The organism is Nocardia sp. NPDC004278 (assembly GCF_053602975.1).
The window spans coordinates 411,190-432,748 of the sequence record NZ_JBSGEQ010000002.1; the positions used below are offsets into that span (position 1 = coordinate 411,190).

General features: G+C 68.6%; 9 protein-coding genes. All 9 read right to left on the reverse strand.

Annotation, left to right across the window (positions count from 1 at the left end):
• Positions 1-52: 52 nt before the first annotated feature.
• Genes ACWEO2_RS04575 through ACWEO2_RS04615 form a run of 9 tightly spaced genes read right to left on the reverse strand, consistent with a single transcriptional unit; the run spans position 53 to position 21,558 of the window.
• Positions 53-295 (reverse strand): helix-turn-helix domain-containing protein, encoded by a 243-nt coding sequence (locus tag ACWEO2_RS04575; protein WP_452404072.1) that lies wholly within the window; start codon positions 293-295, stop codon positions 53-55.
• Between the two features lie 24 nt (positions 296-319).
• Positions 320-1,504, reverse strand: coding sequence for a thioester reductase domain-containing protein (locus ACWEO2_RS04580; protein ID WP_452404073.1), 1,185 nt, complete (start codon positions 1,502-1,504; stop codon positions 320-322).
• Positions 1,501-2,817, reverse strand: coding sequence for an aspartate aminotransferase family protein (locus ACWEO2_RS04585; RefSeq protein WP_452404074.1), 1,317 nt, complete (start codon positions 2,815-2,817; stop codon positions 1,501-1,503). Before ACWEO2_RS04585 ends, ACWEO2_RS04580 begins: the two co-directional genes overlap by 4 nt.
• Positions 2,818-2,827: 10 nt before the next feature.
• The gene (locus tag ACWEO2_RS04590; RefSeq protein ID WP_452404075.1) at positions 2,828-3,238 is read right to left on the reverse strand and encodes a type II toxin-antitoxin system RatA family toxin; all 411 of its coding nucleotides are present in this window, start codon (positions 3,236-3,238) and stop codon (positions 2,828-2,830) included.
• A gap of 46 nt (positions 3,239-3,284) precedes the next feature.
• Complete coding sequence (locus ACWEO2_RS04595; RefSeq protein ID WP_452404076.1) at positions 3,285-5,066, reverse strand: acyl-CoA dehydrogenase family protein; 1,782 nt, start codon at positions 5,064-5,066, stop codon at positions 3,285-3,287.
• Positions 5,063-6,844 carry an acyl-CoA dehydrogenase family protein gene (locus ACWEO2_RS04600; RefSeq protein WP_452404077.1) on the reverse strand — a complete coding sequence of 594 codons (1,782 nt, stop codon included), beginning with the start codon at positions 6,842-6,844 and terminating at the stop codon, positions 5,063-5,065. Before ACWEO2_RS04600 ends, ACWEO2_RS04595 begins: the two co-directional genes overlap by 4 nt.
• Positions 6,841-8,454 carry a PfaD family polyunsaturated fatty acid/polyketide biosynthesis protein gene (locus tag ACWEO2_RS04605; RefSeq protein ID WP_452404078.1) on the reverse strand — a complete coding sequence of 538 codons (1,614 nt, stop codon included), beginning with the start codon at positions 8,452-8,454 and terminating at the stop codon, positions 6,841-6,843. Before ACWEO2_RS04605 ends, ACWEO2_RS04600 begins: the two co-directional genes overlap by 4 nt.
• Positions 8,451-15,506: a beta-ketoacyl synthase N-terminal-like domain-containing protein gene (locus ACWEO2_RS04610; RefSeq protein WP_452404079.1), complete on the reverse strand. Its 7,056-nt coding sequence runs from the start codon at positions 15,504-15,506 to the stop codon at positions 8,451-8,453. Before ACWEO2_RS04610 ends, ACWEO2_RS04605 begins: the two co-directional genes overlap by 4 nt.
• A 4-nt stretch (positions 15,507-15,510) precedes the next feature.
• Positions 15,511-21,558, reverse strand: a complete 6,048-nt coding sequence (locus ACWEO2_RS04615; protein ID WP_452404080.1) for an SDR family NAD(P)-dependent oxidoreductase — start codon at positions 21,556-21,558, stop codon at positions 15,511-15,513.
• Position 21,559: the final 1 nt, after the last annotated feature.

The following is a 21,559-nucleotide window of genomic DNA, read 5'->3' on the forward strand; positions in this document are numbered from 1 at the left end:
TTCGAGAGTCAGGAGTTCCTTGGGGTGAGATTAGTGATCACTAACAAACTAGTCAACGGCCGGAAGTGAGATCGAGCCTGCTGTGGATGCCGAGCTTGCTGTAGATGCGATGCAGGTGGTTCTCGACCGTGCGGACGGAGATGAACAGGAGCACTGCGATCTCACGATTGGACTTACCGTCGGCCGCCAGTTCGGCGATCACGGATTCGCGGCGGGTCAGCCGCGGATCGGCGTCCTGCAAACGCACCGGATGGTGCGCGGTTCTGCTGGTCGGGTATGTGGTCGGCGCGGACATCGCGGTACTCCTGTCAGTAGCCGGTCAGGCGGAAGCGACCGGCGCGGGCAGGTGCCCGTGCCGGACGAAGAATGAGACGTAGGTGCCGAAAAGCCGCTCGTCGATATTCGGGCACTCGATCCCGGTGCCGTCGAGCAGGCGACGCGTGAGGTGGTCGGTGAACAGCAGCGGCTCCTGCCGCTCCATCAGCATGGTGGTGCGGATCAGCGGGAACATCGCATTGGTGACATCGGCCGAGATGGCCTTGAGCCACTTGATGATGCTGACCTCTTTGATCTCGAACCCGGCCGACCGGATGAAACCGAGGATGGTCTCGGAATCGACGGCCGCAGTTCCGATCTGGTGGTAGATCCCGCCGAGCGCGGCATCCTGGGCGGTGACCGCGGCGATGGCCGCGCACACGTAGTCGACCGGAACCAGATTCATCTTCAGCCGGAAGTTGCGCGGATACACCCCGGCCTGGATGGAGCCGGTGATAAAGCGCCAGACGAAGTCGTTCTGCTGGCAGGCGCCGGACTTCGAGTCGCCCCACACCTGCGCGGGCCGGTGCATGGTGATCGGCACACCACGCCGATCGGCCGCCAGCATCAGTTGCTCGGCAACCCATTTGCTCTTGGTGTATCCGAGCGGCATATCCGCGGCGGGTCCGGTGGGATCCGATTCGCCACGCGGATCCGAATCCGCGTCGCCGGCGAAGACGCCGAGAGTGGACACATGGTGCAGCGGCGCGGTCGCCGCGCAAGCGAAGCGCAACATCTCGTGCGTGCCCGCGATGGTCTGCTTGCGCAGCCACTTGTAGGGCATGAGGAAATTGACCTTCGCCGCGGTGTGATAGCTGGCCTCGACCCGATCCGCGAGTTCGGCGTAGTCGCGATCGGATAGACCGAACTTCGGCAGCGTCACATCACCGGGCACCACCCGGATCCGGTCGGTGGCGATGGTCTCGGCCAGTTCGTAGGTGTCCAGATTGGCGGTCAACCGGGCCAGGGCGCTGTCGGCGTCGGCCGCGCGCACCAGGCAGTGCACGGTCAGTCCCCGGTCCAGCAGTTCCTTGAGCAGGAACGCCCCGAGGAATCCGGTTGCGCCGGTAAGGAATACGTCCCGCACCGAGCTTGCGTGCACGGTGGGAGTGAAACCCGGGATATCGGCGGCCAGTTCGGTATCGGCGGCCAGTTGTTCGGCCGCGCCCTCGATTTCGAGCGATGTCATGACGATGCGTCCAATCCGGGTCGGGTCGGGTCGATGGCGGCGGCGGCCTGCTCGATCGCGCCGCGCAGCAGGAACAGCGCCTCCGCGACATCGTCGGAGGTGGCGATGATCGGCGGGATCAGCCGCAGCACTTCGGGTCGGCTCAGACAGGTGGACACGACCAGTCCGCGCTGTGCGAGCCCGACCTGCACCTCACCGGCGAACTCCGGCGAACAGAAGTCCAGCCCCCACAGCAGACCCCGCCCGCGCACCGCGGTGACGACGGTGTCGTGGTCGGCGGCCAGCAGCGCCAGTCCCTCGGCCATTTCCCGCGCGATCCGAACCCCGTCGGCGACATGGGCTTCGATGGTGGCCAGCGCCGGGGCCACAGCCGAGACGCCGAGCGGATATCCGCTGAAGGTAGCGGTGTGCAGCACCGGATCGCCGGTCAGCGGGGCATACAGCGCCTCGGTGCAGACCAGCGCCGAGACCGGCACCACACCGCCGCCGATCGCCTTGCCGAGCAGCACCGCGTCCACCGGCAACCCGTGCGCCAAGGCGACGGACCGGTCACCGCAGCGGCGCAAGCCGACCTGGATCTCATCGGCGATGACGAATGCCCCGTGCGCATGCGCGTCGGCACACCAGCGCGACAGGATCGCCGGATCCAGCAGCGTGACTCCGTTCTCCCCCTGCACCGGCTCGAAAATCAGTGCGGCGACCGGGTTTTCGGCCAGCGCACGGGAAACTGCGTCCGGGTCGGCGGGATCGATGTGTACGGCGTTGCCCAGCATCGGACCCAAATTGCCTTTGAACCGCTCGTGGTGGGTGAGCGCCAGCGCACCCAGCGTCTTGCCGTGATAGGCACCCTCGACCGCGAGCACCGTGGCGTGGCCGGTGGCCAGCCGGGCCAGCTTGGCAGCCGCCTCGACGGCGTCGGCGCCGCTCAAACCGAAGTACACCTTCGACAGTTCCGGCGTGTTATCGCCCCCGAAGTCGGCAGCGGCCAGATAGTCCACTACCGCCTCGGCGGCCTGCCCGGGCAGCGGGTTCAGCACCGACCTGGTCGAAGTCGGCATCCGATCCAGCTGCGCCCGGACCGCCTCGACCACCGCGGCATTGCGGTGACCGAGCAGCGCGACCGCATAGGAACCGAAGTCCAGCACCGCGCGTCCATCGGACAGGGTGACCCGGCAGCCGCCGGCCGAATCCTCGACCGCACCCTGACCGGTGAATTTGCCCGCCAGCGCCATCGATGGCGCGAAGTGCCGTTTGACCTGTTTGAACGTGGTCTTCGCGATATCCTTGGCACCGCGAGTTCTGATGTCGCTCATGGCAATTCCCTCACCGTGCGGCCCGGGTGACGATCGAGTTCGCATAGCCTTCCAGCGCCGTGGCGATGGCCGGATGGATCATCTCGGCGACCAGCGGCAGCCCGATATCGAATTCGACATTGAGTTCCAGTTCGCCGCCCGCGCCGCCCTCGTGGAGCTGCCAGTAGCCGTGGTAGCTCTGCAGATCGCCATCGGTCTGCCGGAATTCGATGCGATGCCGCTGGGCATCGATCAGATCCTCCTGCTCCCACTCCATTTCGGAGCCCTTGAGCTCGACGACCCAGCTACTCGTGCGGCGCGTACCGTCTTCCTCGAGGATTTCCACCTCGTTGACCCCACCCATGTAGTCGGGAAAGGACGCACAGTCGAGCAGCACCTCCCAGACGTCCGCGGGTGCGGCCGTCTGGTGCCGCGAATTCATCGAGTACACAATGTGTCCTTCCAGGGTGTTACATCCGAAATAGTGGTCAGGCCGTGGTCTCGCCGCTGGCCTGCAATTGGAACTGCCAGTGCGAGAAGAGTTTCCGGTCGCGGTGCAGGTCCAGCAGCACCGTCAGGACGCGGTCCACGACGACCGCGTCGGTGACCGGGTCCGCCGGGTGGAAGCCGCGCCAGATGCGTTCCAGGCACAGCAGCAGCACCGCGCCGTCCGGGAACGGCGGCGCCAGCACCGTCGCCGAACGCACGGTCAGGTGGATCAGTGCGGCGGCCGCGTGCAGTGCGCAATATTGTTCGGCGAGCCGGTAGATTTCGGCGGAGGCGCCGTAGCCGCGGCCGAGGGTCTGCTTGGCCCGCTGCTGTTCGAGCAGAATCCGGTCCAGTTCACCGAGTAGGCGTTCGGCGAGGTCGGCCGATTGTTCGAACCAGCTCCGCTGCTCGCCTTCGCGGGTTCCGGCCAGTGTGCGCAGATCCGCGATCGCCTGCGGCAGCGCCACTATGGCGGCATCACCGGCCCGGCTGAACAGCTGCTGCTGGGCGGGCTGCCATTCGTCGAGCTTGGCGTCGAGATCGTAGCTGCGCGCAACCATTTCCGCCGCGGCCGAGCGCCGTTCGGCGGTGGCGGAATTGGCCGCGGTCAAGATCTGCTCGAGCTGCGCGCCAATGGATTTCAGATTCACCACGGTATTGCCGTCGGCGAATACCGATACCACGATATCGCGCAGCATCTTCTGGAAGATCGCGTAGTGCGGGTGGTCACGCAGGTACAGCCGGGCGCCCAGCACCTCCGACAGCTGGGTCATGGTGCGCTCCAGTGAGGTCGGCACGAAATATTTGACGATCGCGGAATCGACCGCGATCTGCTCGGGCGCGGCCTGCAGTCCGCGCACGGCGCCGGTGGCCACCGCCTCGGCCAGCAGCAGATCGGCAAAGCTCTCGGCGATCTGGCGGCGGGTATAGGGGAATTCGACGACCTGCTGCCCGAAGATCTCTCGCGTCACGATGAAGTCGCAGGTGACCCGCAATGCGGTGTCGACCGCACCGAGTGCCAGCCCGCTGATCGTGGTGCGCGCCACCTGGGCGCTCTTGAGCACCATCTCCAGGCCCTGGCCCTCGGCGCCGATGCGGTGGCTGTCGGGAACGAAGAACTTCTCCAGCCGGATGCCGCTGAGATCGAGTGCGCGCAGTCCGTGCAGCCGCTCATTGGGCAGCTCGCGCACCGCACCCGCGGGGCCGAGCCGCTTTTCGACCAGGAAGATGGACCAGTCGCCCGGTCCGCCGCGTTCGCCGGTGCGGGCGTGCACGGTGACCATATCGGCCAGGGTGGCATTGCCGATGAGGTACTTCTCCCCCGTCAGCAGATAGCCGCCGTCCACCTGCTCGGCCCGCATCTCATTCGAGAGCACATCGCTGCCGTGGGCCCGCTCGGACAGCCCCCACGCCAGCTTGGCGCCATTGTTGATCTGCGATACCAACCAGGTCCGCTGCTCATCGGTGCCCGCGATCCAGGTGGGCATGAACGCCAGGTCGGTGAGCATCAGGGCGGCGGCGGTGGTGGGGTCGCGGCGGGCGACCAGGCGCAGCAGCGAAAATCCGGTCTCGACGTCACCGGCGCGGCCGCCCCACTTGGCGGGCAGGCAGTATTCGTGCAATGCCCAGCGCTGCAGCAGGCCGAGCAGGTCATGTGGGAACTCCTCGAGCTCGTCACAGCGCAGGATGCGCTGGAACGACATCTGATTCGCGGGATCGTGCGGATCGCCGAGGTAGCGTTCCAGTTCCTCGGCCAGCTCGGTCACGTACAGCACGGTCATGACGGTTCGGTTCCTTCCTCGGTGGCGAGCGAGAGCGGCCGCGCGGTGAACAGCCAACGGTCCCGATGCAGCCGGGCGATCACGTCGAATGCGTTGTCCGCCAACACCATCGGCAATCGGGCGGTACGGCAGTCGGCCCGGTCGAGCAGTAGCTCCAGCGCCGGGAGCAGCCAGTCGACCGATCCCGGGGTGGTGCCGTAGAGCGAACGCGCCCGGTTGAACCACCACAGCTGGACACACGCCGCGCCGGCATGCAGGTAGGCGACGCGCAGCGCGAGATCCACTGTCTCGGTGGCACGTTCGGAGGTGGACAGCTCGGCCAGACCGGTGATGTCGGCGCGCGCCGCCGCCAGCGCTCGCTCCAGCCGGTCGACCAGCTCCAAGGCCCGTCCGGTGCACGGACGGGCCGCACCGAGTATGGCGCGCATACCCGCCGCCGCCACCGGGAATCCGCCGGTGACGACCTCGAGCCCGCGCGCCGACAAGGTCAGGCTGGTGAAATCCAGCGAGGGCAGAGTGGCATCGAGATCGAAAGTGTCCGAGAGCAATTCGAGCGCGCCGTCCTGCGCGGCGGTGAAACCGGCTTCGACGAACCGGGCCAACTGCATGGCGACCAACCGGAGATTGGCGGTGGGGCTGGTATCGAAGTAGCGAACCACTGCGTTATCGGCGCGCAGCACATCGAAGGCGCCTTCGGCACCCTCACGCAGTACGCCGCGGGTACCGAGCACATCCGCGCAGCGCGTGAACGCCTCGGTGGACAGCTCGGTGAGCACGGCTTTGAGCAGGCCGGACCACAGGCTCTGCGCCGCGGGGAAGGTGTGCATCGCACGCGCACAGGCCAGTGCGGCCGCATCGCCGGCCAGCAAGGCCGCCGCGGCGGTCCCCAATTCGCGGCGATTGAGCGCATGTTCACCGACCGGGCGGCCGGCGACCACGTGACGCCCGGCGAACTCGAGGGTGAGCCGCAGCGCCGAATCGACCGCGGCCAAGTTGGCACCCACGCTGGTGGCCCGGACCACCTGCATGGCGCGCATCGCGGTCTCCATCCCCCGGCCGATCCGGCCGACGATCGCGTCGTCGGCCACCGGCAGCTCGGTGAAGTGGAAATGCGCGAAATCGGTGCCGCGCATACCCGCCGGACACTGCCGTCGGTAGCGGGCCGAGCTCTGCCGCAGGGGATCGTGCACCAGCGCCATCGAGTACGCGGCCGGACCGCGTCCACCGGTGTGCGCGATCACCAGCATGGCACCGGCCCGCTTGCCGAATCCGGTCAGCCATTTCTCGCCATCGAGCAGCCAGCCGCCGGTCACCGGATCCGGCGTCAGCGCACAGGTATTGGCGAGCAGATCGCTCCCGTGCGCGGGTTCGGAGAAGGCGAATCCGATGGACTCGCCCGAACGCAACAGCCGCACCACCTGATCGCGCTGCTCGGGCGAACCGGCCAGCAGCACACACAGTGTCGCGGTGATGTCGATCATCGTGGCGGGCATGATGGTCAGATCACGTCGCGCGGCGACCCGAACCAGCATCAGGGTCTGGTCGTAGGTGATCAGATCGCCGCCGTACTCGGCCGGGATATAGGACAGCCGCAGCGCGGGTCCGGCGATATCGGCGAGCGCATCGGGAAAGGCATCCCGTTCAGCACGTGCCAGCATGGCGGCGAAGCCGAACGAATTGTCTTGTGCCCGTGGATCTCCCAGCGCCGCTTCCAAAGCCGCCGCCGCCGGATATGGTCCGAGATCGATGGCGGCGGCGCGGCTTTCGACGGTGGTCACCGCGTGCCCCCGGAGTCGTCGGCCAGCGGCGCCGGGCGGTAGTCGGCGCAACCGCGCGGCACCCGGACGCCGTTCACGGCCAACTGCTGGATGCGGGTGGTGAAGGCGGCACCGTGCAGCAGATTCAGCGCCACATCGGCGACCCGGCGGTTCTCGGTGGCCGCCAGGTAGGAGCCGCGCACCCATTCGTTGAAGCTGCCCATGGCCGGACCGCACCAGATCTGGTAGTCCAAGCCGCGATCGGCCGCACCCACCACGGCCCAGCGCGAGGCCATGCCCAGGTACCAGCGGAAGACCAGGGCCATCTTGCGCTTCGGGTCATCGGCGGCCCGGGTCAGCTGGTCCGGATCGCGGCGGGTGAAGTAGGCGACCACGTCCTGCCAGACGTCTTCCACCGAGCGGCGCAGGATCTGCTGTTCCAGCCGGGCGCGCTCGGCGATCGGCAGCACGTCCAGCCCGTCGTAGGTGCGGTAGAGCTCGTAGAGCCGCTTCGCCCGCATCGCGAACATGCTGCCGTTCTTCAACACCTGCAGCTCGACGCCCATTTCGAACATATCCGCCGCGGGCGCCATATCCACATCCGCGACGCCCGCCGCCGCCAGCAGATGCCGGACCTCGTCGGAAGTTCCTACCTCCAAGCAGGATTGGTTGACCGAACCGGTGACCACATAGTCGGCACCCATGGCGAAGGCGGCCGCGGCGGCGACCGGGGTACCGATACCACCGGCCGCGCCCACCCGGACCGCCACCGGATAACCCAGATCCTGCTGCACCTGGTCGCGGCGGCGCAGGATGGACGGGAACAGGGTGGTCAGCGGGCGACGGTCGGTGTGCCCGCCGGAATCGGCTTCGGCGGTGATGTCATCGGCCAGCGGCACGAATTTGGCCAGCTCGGCCTGTTCGGCGGTGATCAGCCCGCGACCCAGCAGATCGGAGACGATCGCGGCGGGTGCGGGGCGCATGAACTTCTCGGCGACCTCGGCCCGGGATACCTTGGCGATCACCCGGTTCGCGATGAGCACCCGCCCGTCGCCGGTGCGGGCCAATCCGGCCACCCGATAGCGGACGATATGCGCGGTGACGTCCATGAACGCCGACGCCTCGACGCAGCGCACACCGTATTTCAGGAACAGCTCGACCGCGGCGCGTTCCAGCTCCTCCTCACTCGGGCTGTGAATCAGGTTGGCGGCGTAGGGCAATCCGGGAATTTCGGCCGCGAATCGCTGCAGCGCGGCCTCGACGCGTTCGGGCAGCAATCCGGCCGCACCGAACGAGCCGAGGCAACCGGACCGGGCCAGCGCGATCACATAGTCCTCCGAGGCGATACCACCCGCCATCGCGCCACCCATGTAGGCGTAGCGGACACCGTGGCAGGCGCGGAAGGCGGCGGAGCCGAGCTGCTCGGCGGGCAGCGGGCCGATCGCGGCGATGACCGAGGCGTCGTCATCGGGACGGGTGGTGCTCAGGCCGGTGCCATCTGCGGTACGCACCACATAGACCGGCTGATGCAGGGCGGTCAACGTCTCGTAGAAGCCGTCCTGGCTGTGGTGGACATTGGGTTCGACGGCGTAATCCGCTGGATCCCGCTCGGTTCCGACTGTGCTGGTCATCGTTCGTCCTCTCTGCGTTCGTGAACCTCGACGGCGACGTCGACGAGTTCATAGATGCGCATGCCCGGCTTCCACACATTGGCGTCGGCGATAACCAGCACCCGATCGTCGGCCCGCCGCACCTCCTTGATGTGCAGGTCGAAGGTCATCGGGCCCTCGGTGCGCAGAATCTGTCCCCGGTATTTCCAGACCATTTCGATATCCAGCGGCATCGCCAACACCGGGTCGGTGAAGCCGTCGCCCGCACCGATCTCGATCGCGTGGACCTGCAGTGCCTGGATCAGCGCCTCGACGCCGAGCGAGCCGGGCATCACCGGGTCGCGATAGAAGTGGCATTCGAAATACCAGTCATCGTGGTCGATTCGGCGCAGGCCGCGCAGATAACCCTGCCCGTGCGTGCCGCCGTCGTCGACGATGTCGACCTCGTCGATCAGCCGCAGATGTCCATCGGCCAGCCGCAGGCCGGGGCGGCTGAACCAGCTGTCCTCGGTGCGCACCGCCAGCGTGCGCACCCGGCCCGGCGCGAGTTCGCCCTGCTGATCCAGCCAGGGCGCCACGTATTTGGCATTGTCCAGGCCGATCTGATTGCTCAGGGCCTCGGCGGTGTGATAGCCGAACATGGACTCGCCGTGGTAGAACAGCTCGCCGTCGGCGAAGAGCTCGTAGCGGAATTTCTGCAGCGAGGTACCCGGCATGATCTGGTTGAACAGCATCGTCGTGTGCTGGCGAATGGTCTTGCCGCGCAGGTCGATCTGCTTCACGACGGTCGCCTTACCGTCCAGGTTGCGGATATTGAGTTCCTGATCGGGCGTGGCCAGGCTGGCGCCGAGGTAGTAGCCGAGCAGGATGGCGGCCTGCAGCGAGGACTCCATGTAGACGCAGTTCGGCATGCCGGGGAAGGCGTTCTCGTGGAAGTACCAGGCCTCCGGCGGGCAGTCGTATTCGGTCTCCATGGTGGCCCCGGCCTCGAGTTCACCGCGCACACCGCCGAACTTCATGATGCGGTCGACGAATCGGAAGTCGCCGTTGGGGATATAGGGCGCCTTGCGGTCGGCGTAGATCTCGAACTCCGGACCCATGGCGGTGGCCAGATCGCCCTTCGCGGCGTGCGCCAGATGCAGTTCGTTGATGAAGGCCGGTTCGCCCGCCGCATTGCGGCGGCCCAGAAACGCTGGTACGCCGCCGGTTTCGGGCCGGTACGCGGTGCCGGGCTTCTCCCGGACCTGAACGCCGAAGTTGCGCATGCTGATCATCGGCTTATCGCCGTCGTAGACGATGATGTCGGCGATGATCGTCGGACGCGGCAGCATGGTGATCTCGGTGATCTCCACGTGGTAGCGGATGCTGCGCTGTTTCGGGGTGATCTGGCCGCGCACCTTCACCTGGGTCTTCAGCCCCGGCACCGACTGGAATTCGGCATCGGGCAGGACCAGGTGCAGGCCGAGGTAGAGCGCATAGGTCTGCAGCAACTGCACGCCGCCCTCGGCGACCAGAGATCCGGCCAGTACCGGGTCGCCGGTGAAGTGGCACTTGAAGTACCAGCCCTCGGGGTTCAGATGTTTGACCGCCGTCAACTCACCCAGGGCGCGCGGGCCGCCGAGCCGGTCGATCGCGGTGATCTCGTCGATCATCCGCAGCATTCGATCCGGCAGGCGCAGTGCGCGATTCGAGCCGTCCGCGGTCTGGTCCCAGGCCGGACCGAAGACCTCGGCCGGACGTCCGGCGGCGAGCAGTTCGAGATCCGCCGCAGTCAAGGCGGTCCGGTCGGTGCGCGCGAGCGGCTTGAACCAGGTCTTGGTCATCGACTCGCGGCGCTTGCGATCGGCGGCATTGAAGACCACGCCGAGGGAATCCTCGAGTTCGGCGGCGGAGAAGAAGCCCGCGCAGGCATCGAGCAGCTCCAGGATGAGCACACCGTCGGCGAAGCACCGGTAGTTGAAGAAGAACAGCAGACTGTCGCCGTTCCAGACGAAGCGGTCGATCTTGATCTCGTAGCGCAGGGTCTGGCCCTCGCGGGGCAGGCCGCCGTGGAAGACCAATTCGCTGTCGAGCAGCCGGTAGACCTTCTGACCCTTATTGCGGAAGTCGATGCCGAGATAGCTGACCAGCAGCAGGTCGCACTGCCCGGCCTCGATGGTGACCGCGCACGGGACCAGTCCATCCACCGAGTACCAGGCACCCTTCGGCACATCATATTCGGTGGTTATCGCCGACGGCACGTATTCGCCGGTGGTGGCCCACAATTCGGTGACCCGGGTGACGAAGTGGTAGGGCGGCTCGGGCAGTCGCACCCGCACCGGGTAAGTATCGATCTCGGCGAAGTCCGGGCCGAAGACATTGGCCACCTTGCCGTTCGCGAATTCCAGCAGCGCCGCCTCATCCCAGACCACCGGACGCTCCGGCTGCGGTGCGGCGGAGGGGAATGCGCTCGGCGGGGGTGGGAAGCCGCGTCCCGCCTCCAAATCGTCCAGGCTGCGCTGCACCAGGGCGCCGTGGACGCGCAGGAAGGACCGGTGCGCCAGCGAGACGCTCTGACTCATCGGACGCAGCACCAGGGTGCGGGCGGTGTCGAGCGGATCGGCGACGCGGGCGATCGGCGCGGCGGCCGGGGCACCGACCGGAACTGGTTGCGGTGCGGGCTGTTCGGCGGCAGCACGACGGGGCAGGTACACGAACGGCTCTCCCTCGATGATGATCAGATCCGGATTCACGATGGGGACCGCGGGAATGACGGTGACCGGATCCACCGTCCGGTGCGCCGCCGCCCGCTTCGCCGCCGCCAGGATCGGGGCGGTCCGCGCGGCGACTCGGTCGACCACCGATTCCCCTCCGCAGGTCACCGCGATGCGGTACTTGGGCTGGGCGGCGACGGCTTCGGTGGCCGGAAACAGCAGGTCGAGGCGTACGGCGACGCCGTGGCTGACCAGTCTGGCCAGCGCCTGTCCCAGCGCGACGCCGCTCGGGATGCCGCGCCGGTCGGCGGCGACGGCGATATGGTCGCGGCCGGTGAGTGTTTCGCCGATCCAGCGGGTGCAGGTGGCGGCGGGGCCGACCTCGACGAACACCCGGAAGCCGCGGTCATAGGCGGTGTTCACCAGTCTGGTGAAGTCGACTGTGCTGCAGAGTGTTTCAGCGATCCGGTCGGCGATGACCGCGCGGTCGGACGGATCGACCCGGTCGTAGTCGTAGCTGGACAGCAGTTCCAGGCCGACAGCCGGATGACCCAGCGGGTGGTTGTTGAGTCCGGCAAAGGCTGCGCGTTCGGATTCGACTGCGGCACAGTGCATAACGTGGTTCGCAGGCGCCTTCGCGGATTTGCAGCCGAGTCGGGTGATGAGTTCCCGCACCGCGGCTGGACTGCCCGCGACCACGACCTCACCCGGGGTATTCACATGGGTCAGGTACACCCGGTCCAGGTCGGTCATCGCCGCACGCACCGCATCGGCCGGGGCCAGTAGCACCTGAGTGGTCCAGACCTCGCGGTCGGCCAGCGCATCCGACAGCCCCCACCGCTTGCGGATCAGCCGTTTCGGGCCGCGCAACTGGTCGACGAACAGCGGCGAGTTCCGCAGCGGGGCGTCATCGCGCACCGCCGCATCCCAGACGTCCATCGCGAAGAGCATGCTGCTCTCCCCCAGGCTGTAGCCGAAGCCACCGTCGACCCGGATGCCGAGCGAATCTCGCAGCAGCCGCGTCGACAACACCGCGGCATTCGTGCCGATGGCCAGCATGGTGGGAATCGACTCGATGAGTTCGCCCTCGTGCCACATCAGCGCGGTCCGATCGATCCCGCGCGGCGCACTCGGGTACAGCGCCGAATGCTTGTACTCGGCCCACGGCTGCTCCGACTCCCGCTCGAAGGCCGCGAGCAGCGACGGGAACAGCGAGAACAGTTCGCGTCCGGCTCCGGGGTAGGCGGTGAACGCGCCCGGATAGACGAAGGCGATCCGGGCGTCCGGTCCCACCGGCCGCGCGGTGCAGAAGCTGCCCGCCGGGGTGGCCCAATCCCCGCCCGCCGCAACGGTTTCCGGCAGATATCGCACCGCGGCCCGTAGTTCCTTGCGCAGCTTGACGCCGTCGGCGGCGACCACGACCGCGGTGTAGGTCCCGGACCGCGGCGCGGCCACATATTCCCGCGCCAGCGCGACCGGATCCCGGCCCGCGTCCAGCGCATCGAGGCAGGCTTCGGCCCGGGCGGCCAGCTCCGCGCCGGTATCACCGTGCAGCGGGATCAGCAGCGGTCCACCGCCGCCCACCCAGTCCGCGACCGGCACCGGCCCGTTGATGCCCGACGCCGAGTCCCCCGAGGTCTGCTCCTCGGAATGCGGCATGACAGCGGGGGCCGCGGACAGCAGGATATGGGCGGTGCTCGCGCCGCTGATCGCGTGCACCGCGGCGAGCCGGCGGCGGTCGCGGGCCATGGCGAGCCAGGTGGCCGGGGCGTCCAGCAGGTGCAGGGCGGAGTCATCGAGTTCCGCCATGTCAGTGGCGATCCGGCGCAGAGTCCCGGGGGCCGGAGGCAGTTCGCGGTGGCGCAGGGCCAGGGCGGCGCTGACGACGCCCGCGAGCACTCCGGCCTGCTGTGCGTCGCCGGTCAGGGCGACGTGACTGCCGAGGACGCAGCTCGCGATGTCGCCGTCTCGGGCCGGGAAGATTTCGGACAGCGCCGTCAGGTCGGGGGCGGATACCGCACCGGCGAGTTCCAGGTAGCCGACCTCATCCGGTGTGACACCGGTTGCCGCATAGCTCTTTTCGAGCTCGTGACGCAGCTCGTTTCGGTCGCCGCGGCGCACGGTGATGTTGTCGATGGTGACCGCATCGGTGCCGTCGGAGCGGCGCAGCACCAGGGCGGCGGCGCCGTCGCCGAGATCCGGGCGCTCGCCATCGGCGAGGACGCTGCGGACCAGCGTATTCTCCACTCCGGCCGCGAGTTCCACACCACCCACGAGCACCGCTTCGACACTCGGGTCGAGCAGCAGCAGTCCGGCCACCTCGAGGGCGCGGCCGCCGCCGGTGGCGTCGGCCGAGATGGTGAAGACCGGGCCGGTCAGGTTGTGTGCGGAGGCGATCCGGCTGGCCATGATATTGCCGATATAGCTGAGCACCTCATTGGCGCCGATCCGATCGTGCACACCGGCCCGGACCGCGGCCTCCAACCGGTCCAGCTCGTCCGGCCCGAGTTCGACACCGGCCCTGGCACATTCGGCCCGCACCTGGGCTCCGATATCGAAGCGAGCGCGATGGGCGTGCGAGCGCGGCTCCATTTCCATGGCCACCACCACCGCCACCCGGCGCCCGGCCTGCTCCCGCCCGCTGCCGGTCAGCCCGGCCTCGGCAAGTGCCTCCTCGGCGGCCTGGAAGAACAGCAGATGTTGCGGATTCATCTGCGCGAGTTCGGCGGGTGGCAGTCGATAGGCGCGGATATCCACCTCGACGCTGTCGACATAGCCCGCAGCCCGCTCGTCGGTGAGTTCGGCGATCCCCACCTGTTCCGCGCCGTACCAACGACCATCGGGCCGCTGCACCAGCGCGGGTTGTCCGGACCGGATGGTCCGCCGCAGGGCGTCCGTCCCGGCCAGCGCCCCGATCCGAATTCCCATTCCGGACACCGACATTCGAGGCAGCTCGACACCGCTTGCGGCATCCGGAGCGTCGATCGGAACCGGCGGACCGGCATTCGACTCGGGCGGCGAAACCAGCACGAGGTGGGCATTGGTGCCGCCGAAGCCGAAGGCCGAGACACCAGCGCGCCGCTGCGCCGAATCATGCTGCGGCCAGGGCTGATTGACGGTGACGATGCGGTCGGCAACGGACTGGGCACCGGTCGGGCGGATCGCGTCGCCGACACCCGGCGTTGCGGGGATGACCCCGTGGTGCATGGCCAGCATCGCCTTGATGAGGCTGGTGAAGCCCGCGACCGTGAGCAGGTGGCCGACATTGCCCTTCACGGAACCGAGCAAAGGCACATTCGTGCCGAAGAATTCGGCGAGTCCGCGCAGTTCGATCGGATCACCGACGGGAGTTCCGGTGGCATGACATTCGATGTAGTCGACGGCCGCCGGATCGACGCCGCCGTCGTAGGCCCGGCGGTAGGCGGCCAACTGGCCGTTGATATTCGGGGCCAGCAGGTGTGCGCCGGAGCCGTCGTTGCCGAGACCGATGGACTCGACCACCGCATGGATGGTGTCGCCGTCACGCTGGGCATCGGCCAGCCGCTTGAGCACCACCACACCGGCGCCCTGGCCGGTGACGATACCGCTGGAATCGGCGCGGAACGGCTGACTGACACCGTCCTCGGGGAAGGCGCGCAGATCCGAGAAGCACAGATGGATGAGCAGCGGGTCCGGCGCGCATACCGCACCGGCCAGCACCACATCGGCAGTTCCGGTGGCCAGATAGTCGCGGGCCAGCCCGATGCTGTAGAGCGCCGACGAGCACGCCGCGTCCAGCGCCAGCCGCGGCCCGCCCAGGCCGAAGGCATCGCCGACCACGGTGGTCGGCAGGCCCGAGGGCCACAGCGATTCGACCGGAACCTTCGGCTCCCACTGACGGACTCCGTTGTCCGGCAGTGGAAGTCCGGCGGCGCGCAGACCTTCGGCGACCGCGCGTCGGGTCAGCGGCACGCACAGGTCAACGGAGCGTTCGGTCGGGAAGGAGTAGTTGCCGAGTACCAGGCCGGTGCGGGCGAGCACCGCGTCGTCCTCGGCGATACCGGCATCGGCCAATGCCTGCCGGACCACGTACAACGGCCAGCGCACCACCCGCCCCAACCCATCGATCCGCTCGGCGGGAACCCGCAGGCCGGTCGTGTCGATCGCCGGTTCGGTGACGAAACCGCCTCGGGTGGTAGTGATTTGGTGCTCCGGATCACCCCAGCCGCCGATGGTGGCCGGGTCGATTCCGAAGACGTCCGCGCCGCCCTCGGTGCGCAGATCTGCGCCGTCGAGCAATCGGTCCCAGAATTGCCGTGGGGTGTGCGCACCGGGTAGCAGGCAGCCGATTCCGACGATCGCTACCGGCACGCGCGCCGCGCCGTTATCCGTGTCTGACATGTCCTCACACAGTCCGATCCGTGTCGTCCGTCGTGAATTTCGCACCGAGTGCCTCGCTGATCACCAGCTCCACCGCACCGAAGCGCAGCAGCACCCGTCCGGTCGCGCTGACCGCGGTGACCGTGCCGGTGGCCGTGGCCCCGCGGCTGATCAGCGGATCCACCACAATGTGGAACTCGACATCGCTGGGCACCGCGTCGTGCACCTCGATCGCGCCGACCGCGGTCGGCAGGCTGTTGTGGCCCGTGGTGCGGTGCACCTGGACCAGCGCGGCCTGCAGCAGCAGATCGGCGAGCACCGGGCTGTAGTCCTCGGCCGCGAACGCACCGCCGAGCAGCGTGCGGTCGGCCAGGCGGCAGGTGAGCACCAGGCGCCCGTCCTCGGCCTGCACCGCAGCGGTGATGCCGCGCAGCGCGGGGCCGTGGAACAGCGTGCCGTCGGTGTAGACCGAAACCGGTTGTGCCGCAGCAATATCCGGCGGCCCGGTCAGGGTCTCGGGCGCGAGGTCATCGTCGACCACACTCGCCCGGAACCGTGGCCTGTCGTCGGAGTCGGTCACCAGTACCGCGGTCGCCACGGCGCCCGGGGTGTAGGTGAGCCGCAGTTCCGTCGGACCGGCAGCGTCGAGGACTACGCCCTTGAGCACCGAGAACCCGGTCAGTCGCCGCACGGTCCGTCCGGTGATCCGCTGGGCGGTTCCGAGGATCGTGCCGATCGCGGCCGTCGCGGGCAGCACCGGAATTCCGCCCACCGCATGGTCGGCCAGCACCGGATCCTGCGCGGCCCCGGTGAGATCGCGGCGCACCACCGTCGGCTCGGCCGACAGCGTCCGCGGCGGCGCGGCCGACAGCGGCGCATTCGGCCCGACCACGCACACCACATCCGCGGACCGTGCGGTGCGGAACTGTTCGGTGAAGAACTCCACGCCGGTGCGCAATGGGATCAGGGTGACCCCGCGCTCGGTGAACATCCGCTCCAACTCCGGTGTCACCATGCCGCCCGCCCAGGCGCCCCAGTTCACCGAGGTGACCTGGCTGCCGGGCAGGCGCCGCCGCAGCGCGGCGGCCACTCGGTTGAGCGCCTCATTGGCGCTGGCGTAGCTGGACTGACCGCGATTGCCGAAGAATCCAGCGATCGAGGAGAACAGCACCACATGCCGCAGCCGGTCCATATCGAGGGCCGCCAGGGTGGCGGCCAGACCGGTCAGCTTGGTCGCCAACACCGGCGCGACATCCGCACGTCGCTGATCGGTGATCGCCTTGTCGGCGAGCACCCCCGCGCCGTGCACCAGACCGGTGATCCGATCCCGGTACGGTGCCAGCGCCGCCGCGGTCGCCGTGGCGTCGGTGACATCGACGGCGAGGTATTCCGCGGTGGCGTCGGCGGCGCGAATCGCGGCCAGGGTGGCTCGTATCTCGCGGCCCGCGACCAGGCCGCGGAAGATCCGTTCGACCTCGCGTGGCGTCGGCTTGCCGCCGCCTGCGCGCAAATCGGCGACGATCGCGCCCTTCAGTTGCGCCTCGGAAACTCCGGTGGCCCAATCGGGTTCGGGTTCGAGTGGGCTGCGCCCGAGCAGCAGCAGTCCGCAACCATACTGTTCGGCGAGTCCGATCGCGCACGCCGCGGTGACGCCGCGGCCACCACCGGTGACCACCAGCAGATCCGCCAGGGTCGGTTCGGGCACCGAATCACCCTGCGGCAGTAGCGGATCGGTGCCGTCGTCGGTGGACGCGCGCAGCGTGCGACGGGTGCTGTCGGCCGCGATGCCGACCTCGGCGGTGCCGGTATCGGCGTCTGCGAGCTCGTCGAGCACTCGGGCCACCGCCTGCTCCACCGCCAGTTCCGGACTCAGGTCCAGTGCCCGGCAGAACAGCGAGGGCGCCTCGATCGCAAGGGTCTTCACCAGCCCCGGCAGTCCGCCGAGCAGTCCGGCGGCGTCGACCGTGCCGGACAGGCCGAGCAGGCCGTCGACACGGCTGACCGTGAGGAAGGCCGCGCGGCCTCGCGCCGCCGCCTGTTCCAGGGTGCGCTGGGTCGTATGCGCCAGCTCCAGCGCATCTTCCAACGCCGCAACGGAACTCGACCACCGGGGTGGCGCCTCCGGGGCGAGGAATACGACCAGGTCGAGCCGATCGTCCGGGCCGAGGTCGGCACCGGCGACGACCGACCAGCCCGCCGCCGCGAGGGCGGCGGCGAGCGGCTCGGCCAGCGCGCTGCCGCCACCGGCGATCAGCGCGACAGGCTCGGCTGCGAAGGCCCCGACCAGCGGGGCGACGGCAGGCAGCTCGGAAAGGCGCGCCTGCATCCGCGAGATGCGGGACGCGCCATCAGCTTTTGGGTGCACCACCTCCGCCGCACGCACCGCGCCCGAGCCGCCGATCGCGACGCTGATGAAGGCGATGATCCCGCCCAGTGTGCGCAACTCGCCCATCTGCTCCGGACCCGCCTGCGGGCTGTCCGGGAACCGCTCCTGCAGTGCGCCCATGATCTCGACCCGCTTGATCGAGTCGATACCCAGATCGGCCTCGACATCCATGGATACGTCCAGCATGTCGGCCGGGTAGCCGGTCTTCTCGGCGACGATCGACAGCAACGCGTCCTGCACCACCTCGGTGGCGTCACCGGTGACCGGGGTCTCGGTCGAGGCGCTGACCACCGATCCTGCGGCCGCACCGGTCGCGACCGGAGCCGGTTGCGCGACAACCGCTTCCGCGACCGGCTGCGGTGCGGCGACCGGCGCGGGCGCCGGAGCGGGGGCGAATGCCGGAGCCGACACCGGAGCGTAGGCGGGGGCGGCCGTCAGTTCCGCCTGCGCCGCCAGCTCGGTCCGCGGCAGCCGCTCGACCGGGCGGCGGATGGCCGGAGCGTCGATGCTGTGCCCCGCCTCCAGGTACGCGAAGCCGAGCAGCACCTCACTGGCCTGGCTGTGCGCATGGCCGATGGCCACGCTGTGGTCGCTGACCGAGGCAAGTCCGGCGATGGTGCGGTCGTCCAGGGTGCCCTGGCGCGAGTCGTATTCCAGAATGCCGCTGAGCCTTTCGGCCACCCGCAGCTGGCTGCTCAGGTATTCCCGGTGCAGCGCCAGGTGGTCACCGGCCAGGTCGCCCTGACCACCGGCCGCCGCGAGGGCGGGCGAGGCGGCGGGCGCCGCAGCGACATTGCCGTTGCCGTCGCCGTTCCCATTGGCGGGGGCGGGCTGCGGTACGCGATATCCGTTCTCGAGAGCGTCGCGATAGGAACTGCGCCGCTCCTCCGAGACATAGTTGATGCCGTTCAAGGGGATCCTCATTCCTTTGCTTTCGACTACTTCGGATTCCTCGGCGCTGTACCGGTTCAGACCGGTCAGCGGCAGTCCCAGCACCGCGAGCCGCGCCGCGAGCTGCTTGAGCGCGCGGTCGCCGTCGGCGCCCGCGTCGGCGGCGAGCACCACCGCGTCCGGCATATCGGCCAGGATCTTGCGCACCAGGCCGGAGAGCACCGACTTGGGGCCGAATTCGACGAAGACCCGGTAACCCGCGGCGTACATCTGCTGGATCCGCGGCGCGAAGCCGACGGGCTGGGACAGCTGCTCCACCAGCACATTCCGGTTCGCCGCCGGATCGGCGCCGTATTCGGCGCCCGCGGCGTCGGCGAATACCTCGAGGGCGGGCTTGCCGATCGACTCCTGCGCCACGGCCGCCCGGAACGCGTCCACCGCATGCGCCACATAGGAGGTGTGGAAGGCGGCGGCCACCGGCAGCAGCTGGGCGCGCAGGCCCTGCTCCTGTGCGGCCGCGGCGAATTCCCGCACCGCCTCGGTACCACCGCCGACGACGGTCTGCTCCGGCGCATTGAGGTTGCACACCACCACATCCGGGTGCGCCACCAGCAATTCGGTCAGCGCGTCCGGACCGCAGCGCAGCGCCGCCATGGTGCCCCGATCGGCCGCGCCCTCGGGCAGTGTCGCCATGGCCGTGCCGCGGGCCCGGGCCAACCGGTAGAACGTGTCGTCATCGAAGGCCCCGGCCGCCCACAGCGCGGTGAGCTCACCGAAGCTGTGGCCGAGCGCGCCGTCGGGTACAAAGCCCAGTTCGTCCAGGAAGCGGTACTGTCCGGCGGCCAGCGCGCCGATGGCGGGCTGTGCGAAATCGGTGCGGCGCAAGGCTTCTTCCTGAGCCGCGGCGTCCTCCGGGGTGAACGCGGGCGGCGGGAAGATGGCCCGGCTCAGCGGATCGGCGGGATCGGAATGCCCACTCGCAGCATCGAATGCGGCACGGACCGGCGGCACCGCTACGGCGGTCTGCGCGCCCATGCCGACGTACTGGCTGCCCTGTCCGGCGAACAGCGCGCCGATCCTGCCGGGCACCCCTGCCGCGCGCCGGTAGTAGGCACCACCCGGCACCTCGAACGCGTCGACCGACTGCTGCGCGCGCAGCCGTTCGACGGCCTTGTCCCGCAACGCCGTCAGCTCGTCATCGGACTGTGCGACCACCGCCAGGCGGGCGTGCCCCGCCGGAATCGCCGTATCCAGTTCGACACCGCGTGGGCGCTCTTCGATCGCCGCGAGCAATTCCGCCGGCGTCGCGGCGTGCCACGCGTACACGCGGTAATCCCGGTGCAGCGCACGGGCATCGGCGCCGGACGGATCGTATTCCTCCAGCACGCAATGGAAGTTCGTGCCGCCGAAGCCGAAGGATGAACTGGCCGCCCGCCGCTTCTCCCGGCCCGGCTCCAGCACCCACGGCCGGGTCGCCGAATTCACGTAGAACGGCGAGTTCGGGAAGTCCACCGCCTCCTTGGGCTGCTCCACATTGATGGTCGGCGGCAGCACCTTCTGGTGCAGCGCCAGCGACAGCTTGATCAGCCCGGCCGCGCCCGCCGCCGCCTTGGTGTGTCCGATCTGCGACTTGACGCTGCCCACCGCACAGAACTGCTTCTCATCGCTCGCCTCGGCGAAAACCTCACGCAGCGCCGACAATTCGGTATAGTCACCGACCGCGGTGCCGGTGCCGTGGCATTCCAGCAGTCCGATCTGCCCGGGCCCGAATCCGGCATCGGTGTAGGCCCGGCGCAATGCCAGCTGCTGCCCCTCCTTGCGCGGGGCGTAGATGCTCTTGAACCGCCCGTCGCTGGAGGTGCCGATGCCGCGCAGCACCGCGTAGATGCGGTCGCCGTCGCGCTCGGCGTCGGCGAGGCGTTTGAGTGCCAGCATGCCCATGCCCTCGCCGATCATGGTGCCGTCGGAATTCTCGTCGAACGGCCGGATGATTCCGCTCTTGGACAGCGCGGGCGTCTTGCTGAAGCACAGGTACATCAGGATGGTGTTCTCGGCATCGCAGCCACCGCTGATCATCAGATCGGCCCGGCCGGAGACCAGTTCGGCAGCCGCCATATGCACCGCAGCAAGCGAACTGGCGCAGGCGGCGTCGATGGTGCAGTTGGTGCCGCCCAGATCGAACCGGTTGGCAATGCGCCCCGACACCACATTGCCGAGCATGCCCGGGAAGGAGTTCTCCTCCCACGGTGCGAAGGCCTTGACGAATTTGGCCGCGACCTCCTCGGCATCCTGGTCGCTCAGGCCGCAGCTGCGCACTACGTCTTTGAGCACCGGGGTCTGCAGGCGGGTGGCCAGCGGCTGGGTCAGCGAGTTGGCGCCGGTGATGCCGAGAATGACGCCGGTGCGGCTCGGGTCGTACCAGGACGAGTCGGGTGCTCCCGCATCCGCGAGGGTCTGCTTGGCCACCACCAGACTCAGCAGCTGCAATACGTCGGTGACCTCGAGGATGTTCGGTGGCAGGCCGAACTCCATCGGATTGAAGTTGACGGTGGGCAGGAAGCCGCCGCGCTTTGCGTAGGTCTTATCCGGCGCGCTGGGGTCCGGATCGTAGTAATCCTCGATCTTCCAATGGGTTTCGGGTACGTCCTCGATGCAGTCCGCGGCCGCGACGATATTCGACCAGTATTCGGTCAGATCCGCCGAACGCGGAAACAGCGCGCCGAGACCGACGATCGCGATGGGCGTATCGCCGAGCCGGGTACCAGGCGCGGGCGAGAGCGTTGTCTGTGATTGCATG

Bases quoted from the DNA above. Each gene is read 5' to 3' on its own strand.
- ACWEO2_RS04605 (WP_452404078.1), bottom strand. From the start codon at position 8,454: ATGACCAGCACAGTCGGAACCGAGCGGGATCCAGCGGATTACGCCGTC.
- ACWEO2_RS04590 (WP_452404075.1), bottom strand. From the start codon at position 3,238: ATGAATTCGCGGCACCAGACGGCCGCACCCGCGGACGTCTGGGAGGTG.
- ACWEO2_RS04580 (WP_452404073.1), bottom strand. From the start codon at position 1,504: ATGACATCGCTCGAAATCGAGGGCGCGGCCGAACAACTGGCCGCCGAT.
- ACWEO2_RS04585 (WP_452404074.1), bottom strand. From the start codon at position 2,817: ATGAGCGACATCAGAACTCGCGGTGCCAAGGATATCGCGAAGACCACG.
- ACWEO2_RS04615 (WP_452404080.1), bottom strand. From the start codon at position 21,558: ATGCAATCACAGACAACGCTCTCGCCCGCGCCTGGTACCCGGCTCGGC.
- ACWEO2_RS04575 (WP_452404072.1), bottom strand. From the start codon at position 295: ATGTCCGCGCCGACCACATACCCGACCAGCAGAACCGCGCACCATCCG.
- ACWEO2_RS04610 (WP_452404079.1), bottom strand. From the start codon at position 15,506: ATGTCAGACACGGATAACGGCGCGGCGCGCGTGCCGGTAGCGATCGTC.
- ACWEO2_RS04595 (WP_452404076.1), bottom strand. From the start codon at position 5,066: ATGACCGTGCTGTACGTGACCGAGCTGGCCGAGGAACTGGAACGCTAC.